Annotated in this window: 15 protein-coding genes; 10 read left to right on the top strand and 5 right to left on the bottom strand. The window is 59.3% G+C overall.

Annotation, left to right across the window (positions count from 1 at the left end; translation table 11 throughout):
* Positions 1-68 precede the first annotated feature (68 nt).
* The 5 genes from B2590_RS17525 (at position 69) to B2590_RS17505 (ending at position 4,873) form a co-directional block, all read left to right on the top strand.
* The gene (locus B2590_RS17525) at positions 69-845 is read left to right on the top strand and encodes an ABC transporter ATP-binding protein (protein ID WP_036202477.1); all 777 of its coding nucleotides are present in this window, start codon (positions 69-71) and stop codon (positions 843-845) included.
* Positions 842-1,564 (top strand): ABC transporter ATP-binding protein, encoded by a 723-nt coding sequence (locus B2590_RS17520; protein ID WP_036202479.1) that lies wholly within the window; start codon positions 842-844, stop codon positions 1,562-1,564. The genes B2590_RS17525 and B2590_RS17520 overlap by 4 nt, the downstream gene beginning before the upstream one ends.
* Positions 1,565-1,656: 92 nt before the next feature.
* Positions 1,657-2,871: an ABC transporter substrate-binding protein gene (locus tag B2590_RS17515; RefSeq protein ID WP_036202482.1), complete on the top strand. Its 1,215-nt coding sequence runs from the start codon at positions 1,657-1,659 to the stop codon at positions 2,869-2,871.
* A gap of 116 nt (positions 2,872-2,987) precedes the next feature.
* On the top strand, positions 2,988-3,875 hold the full coding sequence (locus tag B2590_RS17510; RefSeq protein ID WP_075195407.1) for a branched-chain amino acid ABC transporter permease: 888 nt from the start codon (positions 2,988-2,990) through the stop codon (positions 3,873-3,875).
* Positions 3,876-3,877: 2 nt separating this feature from the next.
* Entirely contained in the window at positions 3,878-4,873 is a 996-nt protein-coding gene (locus B2590_RS17505) for a branched-chain amino acid ABC transporter permease (RefSeq protein ID WP_041333636.1), read from the top strand.
* On the opposite strand, the gene B2590_RS17500 is transcribed toward B2590_RS17505, so the two are convergent.
* Positions 4,870-6,822: a hypothetical protein gene (locus tag B2590_RS17500; RefSeq protein WP_286811991.1), complete on the bottom strand. Its 1,953-nt coding sequence runs from the start codon at positions 6,820-6,822 to the stop codon at positions 4,870-4,872. The genes B2590_RS17505 and B2590_RS17500 overlap by 4 nt on opposite strands.
* Positions 6,823-6,980: 158 nt before the next feature.
* Here B2590_RS17500 and B2590_RS17495 point away from each other — a divergent pair, with 158 nt between their 5' ends.
* A complete protein-coding gene (locus tag B2590_RS17495) occupies positions 6,981-8,045 on the top strand; it encodes an endonuclease/exonuclease/phosphatase family protein (protein WP_127402300.1) in 1,065 nt (354 codons plus the stop codon).
* Between the two features lie 120 nt (positions 8,046-8,165).
* Positions 8,166-9,530 (top strand): glutamine synthetase family protein, encoded by a 1,365-nt coding sequence (locus tag B2590_RS17490; RefSeq protein ID WP_127402299.1) that lies wholly within the window; start codon positions 8,166-8,168, stop codon positions 9,528-9,530.
* A gap of 52 nt (positions 9,531-9,582) precedes the next feature.
* Here the strand turns inward: B2590_RS17490 and B2590_RS17485 are convergent, their stop codons facing one another.
* The gene (locus tag B2590_RS17485; protein ID WP_412535606.1) at positions 9,583-11,046 is read right to left on the bottom strand and encodes an aldehyde dehydrogenase; all 1,464 of its coding nucleotides are present in this window, start codon (positions 11,044-11,046) and stop codon (positions 9,583-9,585) included.
* 260 nt (positions 11,047-11,306) lie between these two features.
* On the opposite strand from B2590_RS17485, the gene B2590_RS17480 reads away from it, so the two are divergent.
* Complete coding sequence (locus B2590_RS17480; protein ID WP_127402297.1) at positions 11,307-12,590, top strand: NAD(P)/FAD-dependent oxidoreductase; 1,284 nt, start codon at positions 11,307-11,309, stop codon at positions 12,588-12,590.
* Positions 12,591-12,603: 13 nt separating this feature from the next.
* Here the strand turns inward: B2590_RS17480 and B2590_RS17475 are convergent, their stop codons facing one another.
* Both B2590_RS17475 and B2590_RS17470 read right to left on the bottom strand, forming a co-directional pair.
* Complete coding sequence (locus tag B2590_RS17475; protein WP_127402296.1) at positions 12,604-13,098, bottom strand: gamma-glutamylcyclotransferase family protein; 495 nt, start codon at positions 13,096-13,098, stop codon at positions 12,604-12,606.
* 19 nt (positions 13,099-13,117) lie between these two features.
* Positions 13,118-13,840 carry an FMN-dependent NADH-azoreductase gene (locus B2590_RS17470; protein WP_127402295.1) on the bottom strand — a complete coding sequence of 241 codons (723 nt, stop codon included), beginning with the start codon at positions 13,838-13,840 and terminating at the stop codon, positions 13,118-13,120.
* A gap of 121 nt (positions 13,841-13,961) precedes the next feature.
* Between B2590_RS17470 and gcvA the strand changes: the two genes are divergently transcribed.
* The gene (gene gcvA, locus B2590_RS17465; RefSeq protein ID WP_286811992.1) at positions 13,962-14,879 is read left to right on the top strand and encodes a transcriptional regulator GcvA; all 918 of its coding nucleotides are present in this window, start codon (positions 13,962-13,964) and stop codon (positions 14,877-14,879) included.
* Between the two features lie 3 nt (positions 14,880-14,882).
* On the opposite strand, the gene B2590_RS17460 is transcribed toward gcvA, so the two are convergent.
* On the bottom strand, positions 14,883-15,518 hold the full coding sequence (locus tag B2590_RS17460) for a glutathione S-transferase family protein (RefSeq protein ID WP_127402293.1): 636 nt from the start codon (positions 15,516-15,518) through the stop codon (positions 14,883-14,885).
* A 150-nt stretch (positions 15,519-15,668) separates the two neighbouring features.
* On the opposite strand from B2590_RS17460, the gene B2590_RS17455 reads away from it, so the two are divergent.
* Positions 15,669-16,625 carry a helix-turn-helix transcriptional regulator gene (locus tag B2590_RS17455; RefSeq protein WP_127402292.1) on the top strand — a complete coding sequence of 319 codons (957 nt, stop codon included), beginning with the start codon at positions 15,669-15,671 and terminating at the stop codon, positions 16,623-16,625.
* Position 16,626 lies beyond the last annotated feature (1 nt).

The following is a 16,626-nucleotide window of genomic DNA, read 5'->3' as shown; positions in this document are numbered from 1 at the left end:
TTTACGTAGACGTCAATCTACTCTGTACACAGTATAAACGCACAACAATAACAAAGGTAGAATGGCTCATGAGTGACCCGTTCGTTCTGGAGACCCAAAGCCTCGTCAAAGAGTTCAAGGGCTTTGTGGCGGTCGATGACGTTAACCTGAAGGTGCAGCGTGGCCACATACATGCCCTGATCGGCCCTAATGGCGCGGGCAAGACCACGGTATTCAACCTGCTCACCAAATTCCTGATTCCTACCCGAGGCAAAATCCTGTTCAAGGGTGAGGACATCACTTCAATGAAATCGGCGGCCATTGCCCGCAAAGGGGTGGTCCGTTCCTTTCAGATTTCTGCGGTTTTTCCCCATATGACGGCGCTTGAGAACATTCGCGTCGCTCTTCAGAGCTTTGAAGGAAACTCCTTCCGCTTCTGGAAATCCGGCGAGTCCCTGAACAAGCTCAATGAGCGTTGCATGGAACTGCTGGACAGTGTGGGGCTGACTGAATTCGCCAATACCACCACCGTCGAACTCGCCTACGGTCGTAAACGCGCCCTGGAGCTGGCCACCACTCTGGCCATGGAGCCGGAGCTGCTGTTGCTGGATGAGCCCACACAGGGAATGGGCAGTGAAGACGTGGAGCGGGTCGTTGAACTGGTGCGCAAGGCCGCTCAAGGCCGCACGGTGCTGATGGTGGAACACAACCTGGGTGTGGTCAGCAAACTGTGCGACCGGGTCACCGTGCTGGCACAGGGGGCCGTGCTCACCGAAGGCGACTACCAACAGGTGTCCGATGACCCCCGTGTGCGTGAGGTGTATATGGGCGGCACGGCCACCAAGAAGCAGGAGGCGGCGGAATGACCCAGGCCCACTCGAAAGACTACGAACAGCTACGAATCTCCGGGCTTCACGCGTTCTATGGCGAGTCCCACATTCTCCATGGCATTGATCTGGAGGTTCAGCGCGGGGAACTGGTCACCCTTCTGGGCCGCAACGGGGCCGGGCGCAGCACAACCCTGAAAGCGATTATGAATATGGTGGGCCGCCGCACCGGCTCGATCATGATTAACGGTGAGGAGACCATGACGTGTGCGCCTCACCACATTGCAAGGTTGGGAGTAGGGTATTGCCCCGAACACCGGGGCATTTTTTCCGGACTCAATGTCATGGAAAACCTGACGCTTCCGCCGGTCGTCCGAAGTGGCGGCATGGGGTTGGAGGAAATTTTCTCCATGTTCCCCAACCTGTACGAACGCCGTACCAGCCCTGGCACCAAACTATCGGGTGGTGAGCAGCAGATGCTGGCCATGGCCCGGATTCTGAGAACGGGCGCCAACATGCTGTTGCTGGATGAAATCACCGAAGGCCTGGCTCCGGTCATCGTTGAAACACTAGGCGAGGTGTTGGTCAAGCTGAAGGAAAAAGGCCTGACCATTGTCCTGGTTGAGCAAAATTTCCATTTCGCCGCACCCCTGGCGGACCGTCACTATGTGATGGAACACGGCCAGATTGTGGAGGAGATCAGCGCCGACGAGCTTGAGGCCAAGCAGTCGATGCTGGACAAGTACCTGGGTGTGTAAGGCCTGGGGATGAGAGTGAAATAAAGAGTGCAACAAGAGCAATAAGAACGAAACCCGAAAACCAACGCAAAGACAGTAGCGGAGAAACAACAATGACAATCACCAAAAAGCTTCTGACATCAGCGATTGCATCAGCCATGTTTGTGGGTGCTGCCCAGGCTGAGATATCCGACAACACCGTTAAAATCGGTTACCTGGCCGACATGTCCGGCACCTATCGTGACCTGGCCGGCCCCAATGGCCAGACAGCCCTGGAAATGGCCATTGCCGACTTCGGTGGCACGGTCAATGGCGCCAAGATCGAAGTGGTCAGCGCGGATGATCGTAACAGCCCGGATTCCGCCTCCAGCACTGCCCGGCGCTGGGTGGAGAACGAGAACGTTGATTTGATTGCCGGCCTGGTTGCCTCTTCGGTCACCATTGCCGTCAGCAACATCCTGGAAGAAAACGACAAGCTGGGCATTGTCTCCGGTTCTGCCGCGTCCAGCATCACCAACGAGCACTGCACGCCGAACCATATCCACTACGTGTACGACACCTACCCGCTGGCCAACGGTACGGCAAGCGCGGTGGTTAAAGAAGGTGGCAAGAGCTGGTTCATCCTGACCGCTGACTACGCCTTTGGGCACGCCCTGGAAGGGGACGTAACCCGCGTGGTGGAAGAAAATGGCGGCGAAGTGATGCAGGCGGTGCGTCATCCGTTCCCGACCTCTGACTTCTCCTCCTTTATCCTGCAGGCGCAGTCCTCAGGCGCTGACGTGGTGGCTCTGGCAAACGCAGGTGCAGACACCACCAATGCCATCACCACCGCCGGTGAATTCGGCCTGACCCAGTCCGGCCAGACCCTGGCAGCGCTGCTGTTGTTCCTGACCGACGTTCATGCACTGGGTGCTCAGTCTGCCCAGGGCATTCAGCTCACCACCGGCTGGTACTGGGACATGAACGACGAAACCCGTGCCTGGTCTGACCGTTTCATGGAAAAAACCGGCGTTCGTCCCACCATGGTTCACGCCGGTATTTACTCCAGCGCCATCCAGTACCTGAACGCTGTGAAGGCCACCGGTTCGGATGCCGCCCAAACGGTACGCAAGCAGATGATGGATACGCCGATCAACGACATGTTTGCCAAGAACGGCATCATTCGTGAGGACGGCCGCATGGTCCACGACATGTACCTGGCAGAAGTGAAAACCCCCGAGGAGTCCAAGAGCGAGTGGGACCTGTATGACATCGTACGGACCATCCCAGGGGACGAGGCCTATCGCCCGCTGTCCGAGAGCAAATGCAAGCTCGTAACCCAAAACTGATGTTCTGACCGACTGGGCCGTCCCGCGCTATCCAACAGTACTGGCGCGGGGCGGCCACTGACCTGCAGACACGCAACTTGTGAATGATCAGTTGCGCTGCTTTTGGAGTTTGTAACATGACCGAGATTCTGGGAGTCCCCGTGGCCGTGCTGTCTGGCCAGTTGATGCTCGGGGTGATCAATGGCGCCTTTTATGCTCTGCTGAGCCTCGGCCTGGCGGTTATATTTGGCCTGCTGAAAATCATTAATTTCGCCCATGGCGCCATGTACATGCTCGGTGCCATGTGTACCGTACTGATTTTTGATGCCTTCGGCGTCAACTACTGGGTAGCGCTTTTCGTCGCGCCCGTGATTGTTGGCTGTTTCGGCATTCTGCTGGAGTACTTCCTGTTGCGCCGCATCGCGGGCCAGGATCACATCTACAGCCTGTTGTTGACCTTCGGGATTGCACTGATCCTTCAAGGTGTTCTGACCAATATTTACGGCGTTTCTGGCCTGCGTTATTCCATGCCGGAGGTGTTCAGAGGTGGTATGAACCTCGGGTTCATGTTCCTTCCCTACTATCGAGCCTGGGTGATCGTCGCTGCCTTGCTGGTGTGCTTCGCAACCTGGTTCATGATTGAGAAAACCCGGCTTGGCTCCTACCTGCGGGCCGGCACGGAAGATTCCCAGCTGATGCAGGGGTTTGGCATCAATGTGCCACTGCTGATCAGCCTCACTTACGGTTTTGGTGTCATGCTCGCCGCCTTCGCCGGTGCGCTTGCCGCACCCATATATTCGGTATCGCCGGTAATGGGCTCCAACATACTCATCGTGGTGTTTGCTGTGGTCGTCATCGGCGGCATGGGTTCTATCGCCGGAGCCGTCGTTACCGGCCTGATGATGGGGGTAGTAGAAGGGTTCACCAAAGTGTTCTACCCGGAAGGGTCGGCAGCCGTGATCTTCCTGGTGATGGTGGTTGTTCTGTTGATTCGCCCGTCGGGCCTGTTTGGTAAGGAGGCATAGTCATGGCGAACGCAACCACGCAGACAGATATCCAGCAAAGCATTATTCAGCAGCAGAAATCCGAGCAACGCAAGAAGCAGATTTTGAATCTTGTGCTGCTGGCGCTGCTCCTATTGGCACCGGCGGTGATGTACCCCGTGTTCCTGATGAAAATCCTGTGCTTCGCCCTGTTCGCAGTGGCGTTCAACCTCCTGCTGGGTTACACCGGCCTGCTGTCTTTCGGGCACGCTGCGTTCCTGGCGGCGGGCTCATACACCACCGGTTACCTGCTCTCGAATTTCTCCGGTCTGACGACCGAAATGGGGATTCTGGTGGGCACAGCGGCGGCAACGGTGTTGGGGCTCGGCTTCGGGGTTGTGGCCATTCGCCGCCAGGGAATCTATTTCGCGATGATCACCCTGGCGTTGGCGCAACTGGTCTACTTCTTCTTCGTACAGGCCCCGTTTACCGGTGGTGAGGACGGTATGCACGGCGTACCCCGCGGCCACCTGTTCGGCTTTGTTGACCTGAGTAACAACTACGCCATGTACTATTTCGTGCTGGCGGTCTTCCTGGGAGGCTATCTGGCGGTGCAGCGCATTGTCGGCTCGCCCTTCGGGCAGGTGCTCAAGGCGATCAAGCAGAACGAGCCCAGGGCGGTGTCCCTTGGCTACAACGTGGATCGCTACAAGCTCCTCGCATTCGTGATCTCCGCAGGCCTGGCCGGCCTGGCCGGATCGGTGAAAACCGTGGTGTTCCAGCTTGCGTCTCTCAACGACGCTCATTGGCACATGTCCGGCGAAGTCATCCTGATGACTCTGTTGGGTGGTACCGGCACGTTGCTGGGCCCGGTGGTCGGCGCCACTTTCGTGGTGAACCTGGAATATCAGCTGGCCCAGGGGCCGCTGGGTGACTGGGTAGATCCCATTCTTGGCGGTATCTTCGTGCTGACGGTGATGGCTTTCCGCTCGGGTATTGTGGGTGAGATCCAGAACTTCATGCGCAAGAACATGAGCTAATCGTCGCTGGCCGCCCAACTGCCATACCCCAACGCCATGACCCGGGCCACTTCGGCCTCGGGTATGGCTGCCAGGTCGCCCAGTTCCAGGGTGTCGTAGTGAAACACATAGAGGCGGGATGTGAATTCCGCCACCGGCAGGGATGCCTCACCCCGAATCTCTCCGTTTCCCCGGGTTGAGCAGGTGATGCCCTGGCCCCAGTCCTGGCCGCTGTCGTTATTGGGGTTGAAGAAGTACACCCGCATTTCGTTTCTGGGGCTCAGGGCCACTCGCAGGATAGTAATGGCATGTCGGCCGACGAAGCGGGCGGCGCTGTCGGTAACGGCGATACCGGCAGGCTGGTGGTGAATCACCGGAATGTTGCCGTTGTAGTAGGGGTGATAGCTGGCGTAGAAGTGTCGGATGAAATCGTCGTAGTCAGTGACTTCCCCAGTGTGGATATCGGCCACCACCTTGAAGCCGTGGCTTACCCACCAACCATAGAATTCCGGGTTGATCCAGCGATGGGCGTCATCGTTCCGGTCTTCACAGCGCCGCCACATCTCACCATAGATCCGGTCCAGGTGTGGAATGAGAATCAGTGAAACCGGGTCTACGTCGACGGGAGTGTCCTTGATCAACCCCGGTTCCAGATTCTTGGACGACACTTCCCGCCCTTCAAATCGGCTCAGCACTTCGTTGTCGCGGGCTGCCCAGGTGAGTACCTGGAGCAGGTAATCGGCCTCGTTGGCGGCCCACATGGACAGTCCTATAGCGGACTGGCAACTGGGATTGTTGCCCTGGCCCACGCCCAGTGGCTGGCCCAACAGGTTGAGTACACCAGCGAGCAGAAATACTCCCGGTGGTACTGCATCACCAAAGGCCTCCGACAGGACCTGTTTCGTTTCCGTCGATAATCTGAGTTTGATCTGCCGCCAGAGGGCCTGCGCAACCGGTGGGGTGAAGAGCGAACCCCGCTCCAGCATCATGGTCAGTCCATAGACAGCCTGGCAGGTTTCCGGATGGATGGCTTCATCAATCAGCGCATCCACAAGTTGGTTGTAACAATAAAAATCATCCAGCCCGGTCATCGTCAGCCCCAGGGCGGTGGGGATGAGATCTTCCTCGTCGCTGGTGCGCAGAAACCGCAAAAACACCGCGTGATAGGGCGACGCCAGCCCGGTATCGTGCATATTGCGGGCAAACGCACTGGCTTCCGCGGAGAGCTCAACGTCGTCCATTTTGGCCAGGCGTAGCTGGTACAGGTCCAATCCGGGATCTTCACGGCTACCGGGAGTGGGTGCAAACAGAGCTCTCACCAGGCGGGTGGCGTCGGCGGTGCCGGTGGTGTTGAGTTCCGGGTCATACAGGCATTTGGCGATCTGGCCAATCATGTCGCAGATGCTGTCCACCTGCACGGGCCCTTGTTCCAGCAGGCGCCACACCTCAGCCACCAGGCTGTCCATCAGGTTTTCGTAGCCAAGGTGGGATATCAGGTATTGGTATAGCCCCAGAACGAGGGGGCCGAGTTGTTTGGGCCGTTCGCGGTCCGCTTCGGTGAGAGTGCCAGACAGCAGGTCCAGGTTCAGGGCCATCACCTGGGTGAGGAAATGCCGGGCCTGCTCGGAGGAAATGCCAGGGTGAAAATAGTCACCGCGCACCACCGCCAGCAGCCGTATTTCGCTGATCGCCTCGACAACGGTGGTAACCGCACCGGCTTCCCGCAGTGAGTGCTTGGCCAGGGCAGGTTGCAGGGTGGCAGGTTTAGACCAGTCACTGGTGCCGAATATACCGGCGGATTCCAGAGCGCGAACCCGACGGTACAGGACATCGAAACCTCCCGGCAGCGTCATTAGAAGGCGCGCACGCTCCAGCAGCCCCAGGCTGGAGGCTTGTGGTGACGCGCTGCGGGCGCGGGCAAAGTCTGCCAGAGCGGCATCGAATTGCAATGAAGCCTGGGCAAGATCCAAGGGTTAACTCCTTTTTTCGTTTTTCCTCGCTCCGTCACTGGCAGTGTAGTCGGCCCCGGGCCAGAGACAAAGCTGGCGATGATCAGGTCGTCCAGCAGAAGTTGTGTCAATCGTTTATGGTGTAGGTACAGATATACGACTCTGTCTCGGAGGCCTGTTTGATCGACTATACCCTGCTGACATTGGCCATCGCCCTGCTCGCGGTGACCGTCCTCGGCAAAGTGCGCCTTCATGACTGGTGGATCCGTGCCTGTGAGTTCCCCCGTGTTCAGATTGTCAGCCTGGCGGTATTGGTGGCGTTCGCAGCGCTATGGCTGGAGAACGATGGCCTGCAAAAGTGGGTGCTTGCGATATTGGCGGTGGTGCTTGCGTTGCAGCTGTATCGCATTTTGCCGTGGACACGGTTATGGCCCCTGCAGGTGCAATCAGCGGAGCCCGGCCAGGAAGACCGCTGTGTCACATTGATGATTGCCAACGTACTGACGCCCAACCGCAACAGCGAGGGGCTGATTCGCCAGGTCCAGGAACACCGGCCGGATGTGTTGCTGACTCTGGAATCGGATCAGTGGTGGGGCGATCAGCTGGATGCGGCTTTTGGTGACTGGCCGACCATTATTCGCGTGCCGCTGGACAACCTCTATGGCATGCATCTGTATTCGAGGCTGCCGTTGGAAGAGGCCGAGGTGAGCTACCTGATTCAGGACGATATCCCTTCGATCCACGGCTGGCTGAGGTTACCCTCGGGTGATCGTGTGAAACTGCACGCGGTGCATCCGCGCCCACCGGCACCCAGTGAAAGTGAGGAGTCCCTGTGGCGGGATGCCGAACTGCTACTGATCGGCCAACAGATTCATAAAGATGGTTACCCCGCCATTGTCGCCGGTGACCTGAACGATGTGGCCTGGTCCCGCACCACGCGGCTGTTTTGCCGCGTCAGCGGCATGCTGGACCCGCGTCGGGGGCGGGGCATGTTCAACAGCTTTCACGCCGAACGCTGGTACCTGCGCTGGCCGCTGGACCACGTCTTCACCACCGAGCATTTTACGCTGGGCAGAATTGAAAGACTCGCCCCCTTTGGTTCCGACCACTTCCCGATACTGACCACGCTGTGCTTCCGCCCCTCAAGAGCGGATGAGCACGAAGCTCCGGAAGCGGACCGCGACGAGCACCAGGAAGCCCGTGAGAACATTCGCGAAGGCAAGATTCGGGAGCAGGATGACTAGGCGCGCTGTGGTATGTCCCTATCTTGCAAATTGCCCCGGAAAGCAGGATAAAGGAGCCTTGAAAATCTCCTGTGCCGGCCCCTCGCCACAGGCCTGTTTGAGTTTTGAAAGGCTGACCTTATGGGTTCTGGTTTTGCGAGCGCTGACGCATTCCTTCAGGCACACCCCGAGCTGCAGTTTATTGACCTGCTGATCCCGGATATGAACGGCATTGTCCGCGGTAAACGCGTGGACCCTTCAACCCTGCCCAAGGTGTTTGAGCGGGGCATCGCGATGCCGGCGTCCATCTTTGCCCTGAATATCCAGGGCACTACCGTGGAAGAGACCGGTCTGGGCCTGGATATCGGTGAGGCGGACCGTGTGTGCCTGCCCATCGACGGTACGCTCACCGTGGAGCCCTGGCAGAAGCGGCCGACTGGCCAACTGCTGCTGACGATGTATGAACTGGATCGCGAAACCCCGTTTTTTGCGGACCCGCGCGTGGTGCTGCAGAACATCGTCAAGCGGTTTGAAGAACTGGGCCTGACGCCGGTGGCGGCCTATGAGCTGGAGTTCTACCTGATCGACCAGGAAAACCTCGCCGGCCGACCCCAGCCTCCCAAGTCGCCCATTTCCGGCAAGCGCCCGGCGGGCACCCAGGCCTACTCCATTGACGACCTGGATGAATACGCGGAATTTCTGGCGGATGTGCTGGATGCGGCCCATGAACAAGAGTTGCCGGCGGACGCCCTGGTGGCGGAATCCGCCCCTGGCCAGTTTGAGGTGAACCTGCATTACGTGGATGACGCCGTGCAGGCCTGCGACCACGCCACCCTGCTCAAACGCCTGATCAAGAATATGGCCTACGACCATGAGATGGACACCACCTTCATGGCCAAGCCGTATCACAACCAGGCGGGTAGCGGCATGCACCTGCATGTCAGCCTGATTGATGGGGAAGGGCGCAATGTATTTGCCGGCGACGCCGAGCAACCTAACGACATGCTGCGCTGGGCCGTTGGTGGGCTTGTGGCCACCATGAACGACGCCATGGCGCTGTTCTGCCCCAACATCAACTCCTACCGCCGGTTTAGCCCGGAGTATTACGTGCCCAGTGCGGCGACCTGGGGCGTGGATAACCGCACGGCCAGCCTGCGCCTGCCGGGTGGAGATCCCGAGGCGCTGAGGATTGAGCACCGCGTTGCGGGTGCTGATGCCAACCCGTACCTGCTGATGGCGGCGGTGTTGGCGGGCATTCACTACGGTATTTCCAACCGCATCGAGCCACCGCCCGTGACCGTGGGCAATGCCCACGAACAGCACGAAGCCAGTCTGGTGAATAACCTGCGGGATGCGTTGCGGGAGCTCGGTCAGTCGCCGGTGATGGCGGAGTATCTGGGCAGGGAGTTTCTGGATGTGTTCGTCGCCTGCAAAGAGAACGAACTGAACGAGTTCGAGATGACCATTTCGGATCTCGAATACCTCTGGTACCTGCATACGGTTTAATGGCTTCCCGTCATCCGATAACGGCGCCACAGGGCGCCGTTTTTCGTGGGAACTATTCAAGCACCAGCCAGGTGGCCTTCAGTTCCGTGTACTTGTCGAATGCATGCAGGGACTTGTCGCGCCCGTTGCCGGACTGCTTGAAACCGCCGAACGGTGCGGTCATGTCGCCGCCGTCGTAGTGGTTGATCCACACACTGCCGGCCCGCAGTGCCTTGGCCACTTTGTGGGCGGTATTGATATTGGAGGTCCACACGGCGGCAGCGAGCCCATAGATGGAATCGTTGGCAATCTCGATGGCCTCCTCGGCGGTGGTGAAGCCGATCACCGAGAGCACCGGCCCGAAGATTTCCTCCGAGGCAATGCGCATGCGGTTGTTCACCCCATCGAACACCGTAGGCTGCACGAACAGCCCTCCGGTCTCTGCCATCACCCGCTGCCCGCCTTCCACCAGGGTCGCCCCTTCGGACCGGCCGATGCCAATGTAGTCGATGATGCGATCAAGCTGGGCCTGGTCGACGATGGCGCCGCAGGTTGTGGCCGGGTCCAGTGGATGGCCAGGGCGCCAGGTTGTCAGGGCCTCGCGGATCAGCCCGACGAATTCAGCGCGAATGCTTTCCTCCACCAATAACCGACTACCAGCGGTGCAGACTTCGCCCTGGTTGAAGGCAATGGCGCTGGCGGCTTCGGCGGCGGCTTTTTTCAGGTCCGGGGCATCCGCAAACACGATGTTGGGGCTCTTGCCGCCGGCCTCCAGCCACACCCGTTTCATGTTGGACTGGCCGGCGTAAACCATCAGTTGCTTGGCCACGTTGGTGGAACCGGTGAACACCAGGCAGTCCACGTCCATGTGCAAGGCCAGGGCCTTACCCACGGTATGGCCGAAACCGGGGAGTACGTTGAACACGCCGTCGGGTATGCCGGCTTCGGTGGCCAGTGCCGCCAGGCGAATGGCGGTGAGCGGCGATTTCTCCGAGGGTTTGAGGATCACTGAATTTCCGGTGGCCAGCGCCGGCGCGATTTTCCAGGCCGCCATGATCATCGGGAAGTTCCAGGGCACGATGGCGGCCACCACGCCCATGGGTTCCCTGGAAATCATGCCGATCTGGTTGTGGGGTGTGGGGGCGAGCTCCCCATACACCTTGTCGATGGCTTCGGCGGTCCAGCGTATGGCACGGGCGGTGGCCGGTACGTCCACCGTGCGGGCATGGCTGATGGGTTTTCCCATGTCGAGGGTATCCAGCAGGGCCAGTTCGTCGCCGTGGGCTTCGATCAATTCGGCAAAGCGAATCAGCACTGCCTTGCGTTTGGCCGGTGCCAGTTCCCGCCAGTCGCCGCGCTCAAAGACTTTTCGCGCGATGGCTACGGCCTTGTCCGCATCAGCCTTGTCGCAGCTGGCCACCTGAGCCAGCTCGCGGCCATCCATCGGGCTGACGGACGGGAAGGTCTCACCGTTTACCGCCCAGCGATAACTGCCCTTTACATAGGCGCGGCCCTCTATGGCGAGGGTGTCGGCCATTGCCTGCCACTCGGGCTGGCTAGTGGGTGTTCCGGAAATGGCATTGGTGGATACAGGGTCAGACATGGCGGCCTCGAAGGCAAAGGAATGGCGCCATCATAGCAGGTGTTTGAGCCGCGTCGACGGCCTTCCATATAGGTACAAGAACGTGTCTTCCCGTGGGCTGAAAGCCGGCATAGACTGAGTTCGGCGGGCAACAGGATTGCCCTTTTCATTGCCTGCCAAAGAACCCTTTTTGATAACCCGTTTGGCACAACTCCATGATCCAGTATTCCCCTGTTCCATCCTTTTACGCGGCATCGGCCAATCCGGCCCCTACACGGCCGGCGCTTAAGGGCGTTTGCGAGGCTGATGTGTGCGTGGTCGGTGCTGGTTACACCGGGTTGTCGACCGCATTGTTCCTGGCCGAAGCCGGTTTCAGGGTGGTGGTGCTCGAAGCAGTTACCGTAGGCTGGGGTGCCTCCGGTCGCAATGGCGGGCAGATCGTCAACAGCTTCAGCCGTGACCTCGACGCAATCGAACGCCAGACCACAGCGGATCACCTGACCCACTTGGCGTCCATGGCGTTTGAAGGCAGCCAGATCATTCGTCAACGGGTACGGGATTACGGCATCCAGTGCGACCTTAAAGAGGGTGGCATTTTCGCGGCCCTGAACGCACGGCAGCTCAGCCATCTGGAGGATCAACAGGCGCTCTGGCGGCGGTTCGGGTACGGGAATCTGGAACTGCTGGACCGGGAAGGAATTCGTGCCCGGGTTGGCACCGAGCGCTACGTCGGCGGCGCGGTTGATCACACCGGGGGCCACATTCATCCCCTGAACCTGGCCCTGGGCGAGGCGGCTGCCCTGGAATCCCTCGGTGGCGTGATCCACGAACATTCAGCCGTTACTGACATTGTTCATGGCCAACCTGCCACGGTGAAAACCGATCAAGGCGAAGTGCGGGCAGCGTTTGTGGTGCTGGCGGGCAATGCCTATCTCGGCGGACTGGTGCCGGAACTGGGCGCCAAGTCCATGCCCTGCGGCTCTCAGATCGTCGCTACCGAGCCGCTTGACGATGAGGTCGCTAAACGCCTGTTGCCGCAGGACAACTGCGTGGAAGACTGCAACTACCTGCTGGATTACTTCCGCCTGTCCGGCGACAAGCGGCTGATCTACGGCGGTGGTGTGGTCTACGGCGCCCGAGACCCGGCCAACATCGAACGGCTGATTCGCCCCAACATGCTGAAAACGTTCCCGCAGTTGGCCGATGTGAAGATCGACTACGCCTGGACCGGCAGCTTCTTGCTCACCCTGTCACGCCTGCCGCAAATGGGCCGGCTGCAGAACAACGTGTTTTATTCCCAGGGCTGCTCCGGCCATGGCGTAACCTTTACCCATGTTGCGGGCAAGGCGTTGGCAATGGCCATCCAGGGCCAGGCCGAGCGTTTCGACGCCTTCGCCAGCCTGCCGCATTACCCGTTTCCGGGAGGGCGGGCGTTTCGGATACCTTTGACGGCAATAGGGGCCTGGTATTACGCGTTGCGGGATCGGTTGGGGGTGTAAAGAAGCCGGCAGCCTATGTGTTGCTGTAAATCGACAGCTCCCGGGCGTGCCGCTCTGGTTTGGGGTCATCAATGGACTCCACGGCTTCAATCTGCGCAATGTAGTCCGCCGGCAAGCCGTTTTCCCGGGCGCCGATGAGCACGTGGTCCTTGTACCAGTGGAAGGGTTTAAGTGAGTTGTTGATGCGGGTGGCATAATACATCCAGGCGCGCAGGGTGCCTTGTTCGGTTTTCAGCTCAACCTGCTTCTCATCGTAGCCAAACCCCAGAGCTTCATGTCGGTCCAGGTCTGGTTTCTCTGAATCATCAATCTCGTAAACCACGCCGGTCACCCAGTCCCCCGGGTTGCCGGTCTCTTCCGCGTCGCATTTGGCGGAGCCGTCGCTGGCGGATTTGTGGAAGCGAAGCCGGTGAGCTGGAAGCTCTGCGACAGCTATGAACCGGGCTGATGGAACCCGGGCCTGGAGTCGTCGTTGCGACATGTTGGAGCCATAGCTGAAGCAGAGCATGCAATGTCCTTGTTGGCGATTACACCGAGCCTACCAGTGATGATGACGTCATTGCAGGTGTCGCCTTGGTGAGTGTTCCCTGCAACGCCAGCACCAGTTCATCCACCTGTTGTTCTGCCTCGGCAACGGATTGCGCCAACACCTCGCCGCCTTCCTCCTGATTTTCAATGGCAATGCTATGTACATTGGTGATGCCGATAAACTCAAGCACCGTGGTCAGGCCTGGCTCAAGGTGATTCATATGTGCCAGCTCCCCTCCAGGCTCGAATCCAGCCCCGCCACGGGAAGACAGGATAACCGCGTGGCGGGGGCGGTCTGCTAGCAGTGCTGTGAAGGGGGCTTCTGGGGTGGATGGGTCATACTCTACGGTTCTGCCCATACGAACAACCAGGTCCACCCATGCTTTCAGAGCCGCTGGCATACCAAAATTATAGAGTGGCGCGCCAATGACCAGGATGTCCGCGGCGACCAGTTCATCGATCAGTTGGTCACTTTCTGCCAGTGTGTCGTCCATCCAGGGCTCGTGCTTTTCGGGTGGAGCAAAGGCCGCCTGTATCCATTGCTGATCAATGAAGGATGGGGGCGTGCCACCGATATCGCGGTAGGTCACGGTATCGCCAGGGCGTTGGGCCTGCCACCGGGAAACAAACTGGTGTGTCAGGCTGCGGCTGTGGGAACCGTGTTCATGGATGCCGGCGCGGCCAGGGCGGGCAGAGGCGTCGAGTTGCAGGATATGAGTCATGTGGAGCTCCATTCGGTTGTAGGAAAATTCATCTGTTGTTGACGGTGAATTAAGCCTAAAGTCATACTTAGAGGGCCACAAACGATGATTTCTTTCGCCTATAGATGAGGTGAGCTCATTCATGAATCCCCGCCGCTTGCCTTCGCTGTCCGCCCTGCGAGCCTTTGAGGCCGCCGCCCGCCATGAGAGTGCCAAACAGGCTGCCCAGGAACTTTCGGTGACCGCCACGGCGATCAGTCATCAGATTCGCGGGCTTGAAGAGGCGCTTGGGGTGGAGCTGTTCGTTCGTAAACCCCGGCAACTGGTGCTGACGACTAAGGGGCGGGACTTACAGGAAGTGCTGGAAACCGCCTTCGACAACATCGGCAATGCCATCGAGCGATTGAAGGCAGTGCCGTCGCGACAGGCGGTGACCCTGTCGACCACGCCGGCTGTGGCGGTGCGCTGGTTGTTGTCCTGGGTGTGTATGTTGCGGGACAGCCATCCGGACATTGACCTGCGCATTCACGCCTCACACGAAGCCGTGGCCCTGGATGGGGTGACGGCGGACCTCGCCATTCGCTATGGAGATGGGCAATGGCCGGGCCTGGTTGCGGAGAAGCTGTTCGATAACACCTTTATTCCTGCCTGCAGTCCCCATCTTGGGCTGACGAGGATGGAGGATTTACCGAATCATCCGCTGATCCACTTCCGGCCGCAGCGAGTATCGGTGAGCCCGGTAGACTGGGCAGGCTGGCAGAAGCAGGCGGGGCTATCCGGGCTGGATGTCAGTGCCGGTTTGGTGTTCTCGGACGAGACCCACACCATTTCTGCTGCCGTGGGTGGCCAGGGCGTGGCACTGATGAGCCGGCCGTTGATTGAGGATGAGTTGGCCGAAGGACGGCTGGTGCAGCCCTTCGGACCGGAGCTGGAAGGCAAACCATTTTACCTGGTGTACCCGGAAAGCCGCCGGCAGGACCCGACGATACTGGCTATCCGCGATTGGGTACTGAATGTACCCGGAGGATTGTGCCCAGTATCGCCGGCTGCTCCCGCCTGATCGTCAGGCTGTGACAGCTTTCATCGACTCCACCAGGGCATCATCCAGCTCATTGGCACGCTTGGCCGCTGGCCGGCTTTCCGTGCGTTGAATGTACTCCTGGAATACCTTGTTCGGCGGAATGTTTTTCTGCATGGTTCCCCACCACAGGTAACTGCTGACCAGCACATCCGCTGCGGTAAACGTGTCACCGCAAATGTAGGGACTCTTGCCCAACACTTTCTCCAGCGTGTTGATACTGTCTTCCACCCGGCCGCAACCGACGGCCTGCACGTTTGTGCTGTCGATCTTCCAGCCGTGGGCCAGCGCACTGGTAGCCATCTCGAAAGGGCCCGCCATGAAAAACAGCCAGCGGTAATAGGCGCCACGTTCCGGAGAGGCAGCCGGTGGGGCAAGCTTCTTGTCCGGGAACTGGTCCGCCAGGTAAGCGCAGATGGCCGCCACCTCGGTCACAATGGTGCTGCCGTGTTTGATGGCGGGCACCTTGCCCATGGGATTGATGGCCAGGTATTCCGGGGTTTTCATGTCCGGGCCGAAATCCATCGTCTCTACCGTGTAGGGGATACCGACTTCTTCCAACATCCAGCGTACAACGCGGCCACGTGACATGGGGTGGGTGTAAAAGGTGAGTTCCGACATGCTGATCTCCTTTTCGAGCCTGTTTTTTCAAGGGTATGGGTTACTGCGAGATCAGATTAATGTGGAATTAGGCGAATATCTGTCCTAGATAAATGGGAAGATGCATTTTTAATGTAGAAAAGCCGAAAAGCTGGCAGGAGGTAGGCCACGATGTCTGGTCCCACGACCCGCGTGTTAACCGTGTTGGAATTGTTGCAGACCCACGGCCAGATCGGCGGTGCCGAACTGGCGGAGCGGCTGGGCGTGGATCGGCGAACCATCCGACGCTACATCACAGTGCTCGAAGAGCTGGGCATTCCCGTGATGACCGAGCAGGGGCGCTATGGTGGATACCGGCTGGTGGCCGGCTTTAAGTTGCCGCCGATGATGTTTACCGACGAGGAAACCCTGGCGGTCTCCCTCGGGCTGCTGGCCGCCCGACAGCTTGGGCTGGCGGATGCTGCGCCGGCCATTGCCAGCGTGCAGGCGAAGCTGGAACGGGTGATGCCGGCCAACCTGAAAAAGCGGGTACGCGGTGTCAGCGACACCACTCGGGTGATCCTTCCCCGGGGCGAACCCAGCCTGGACGACCGCGCCCTTCAAACCCTGACCGTTGCCACGGAAGCGATGCGCTCGGTGGGGTTTACCTACCACTCCCCGGACCACGGCGGGATCGACCGCAGCGTGGATCCCTACGGCCTGGTGTTCCGTCAGGGGCGCTGGTATCTCACCGGCTTTTGCCATCTCCGCCAGGCGATGCGCTCGTTCCGGCTGGACCGCATCAGCCATGTCCACCTGTTAATGGCCACTTTTCAGCGGCCACCGGATTTTGATGCGGCGGATTTCCTGAGTGAGAGTTTCCTGTCCTGGGGGCGTACCCACGAGGTGTCGCTGGTGCTCCATACGGACCGTGAGTCGGCCTCAGCCGTGTTTGGTTTTCATTCCTCCTGTGCGGAGGGATTCGAACAGCGTGAAGATGGCTTGTTGCTAACCACCCAAACCGACAGCTTTGAGTGGTTTTCCTGGTGGCTGGCACAGCTCCCGTTCCGGTTTACCATCCTCAAGCCGGATGGGCTCAAGGATGCGTTGCGGGAGCATGCCACGCGGTTGCTGGAATGTTGTGAGTGAG

The organism is Marinobacter sp. UBA3604, assembly GCF_002375325.1.
Lineage (GTDB): Bacteria > Pseudomonadota > Gammaproteobacteria > Pseudomonadales > Oleiphilaceae > Marinobacter > Marinobacter salarius.
This window is presented reverse-complemented; position numbering and strand designations above follow the sequence as displayed.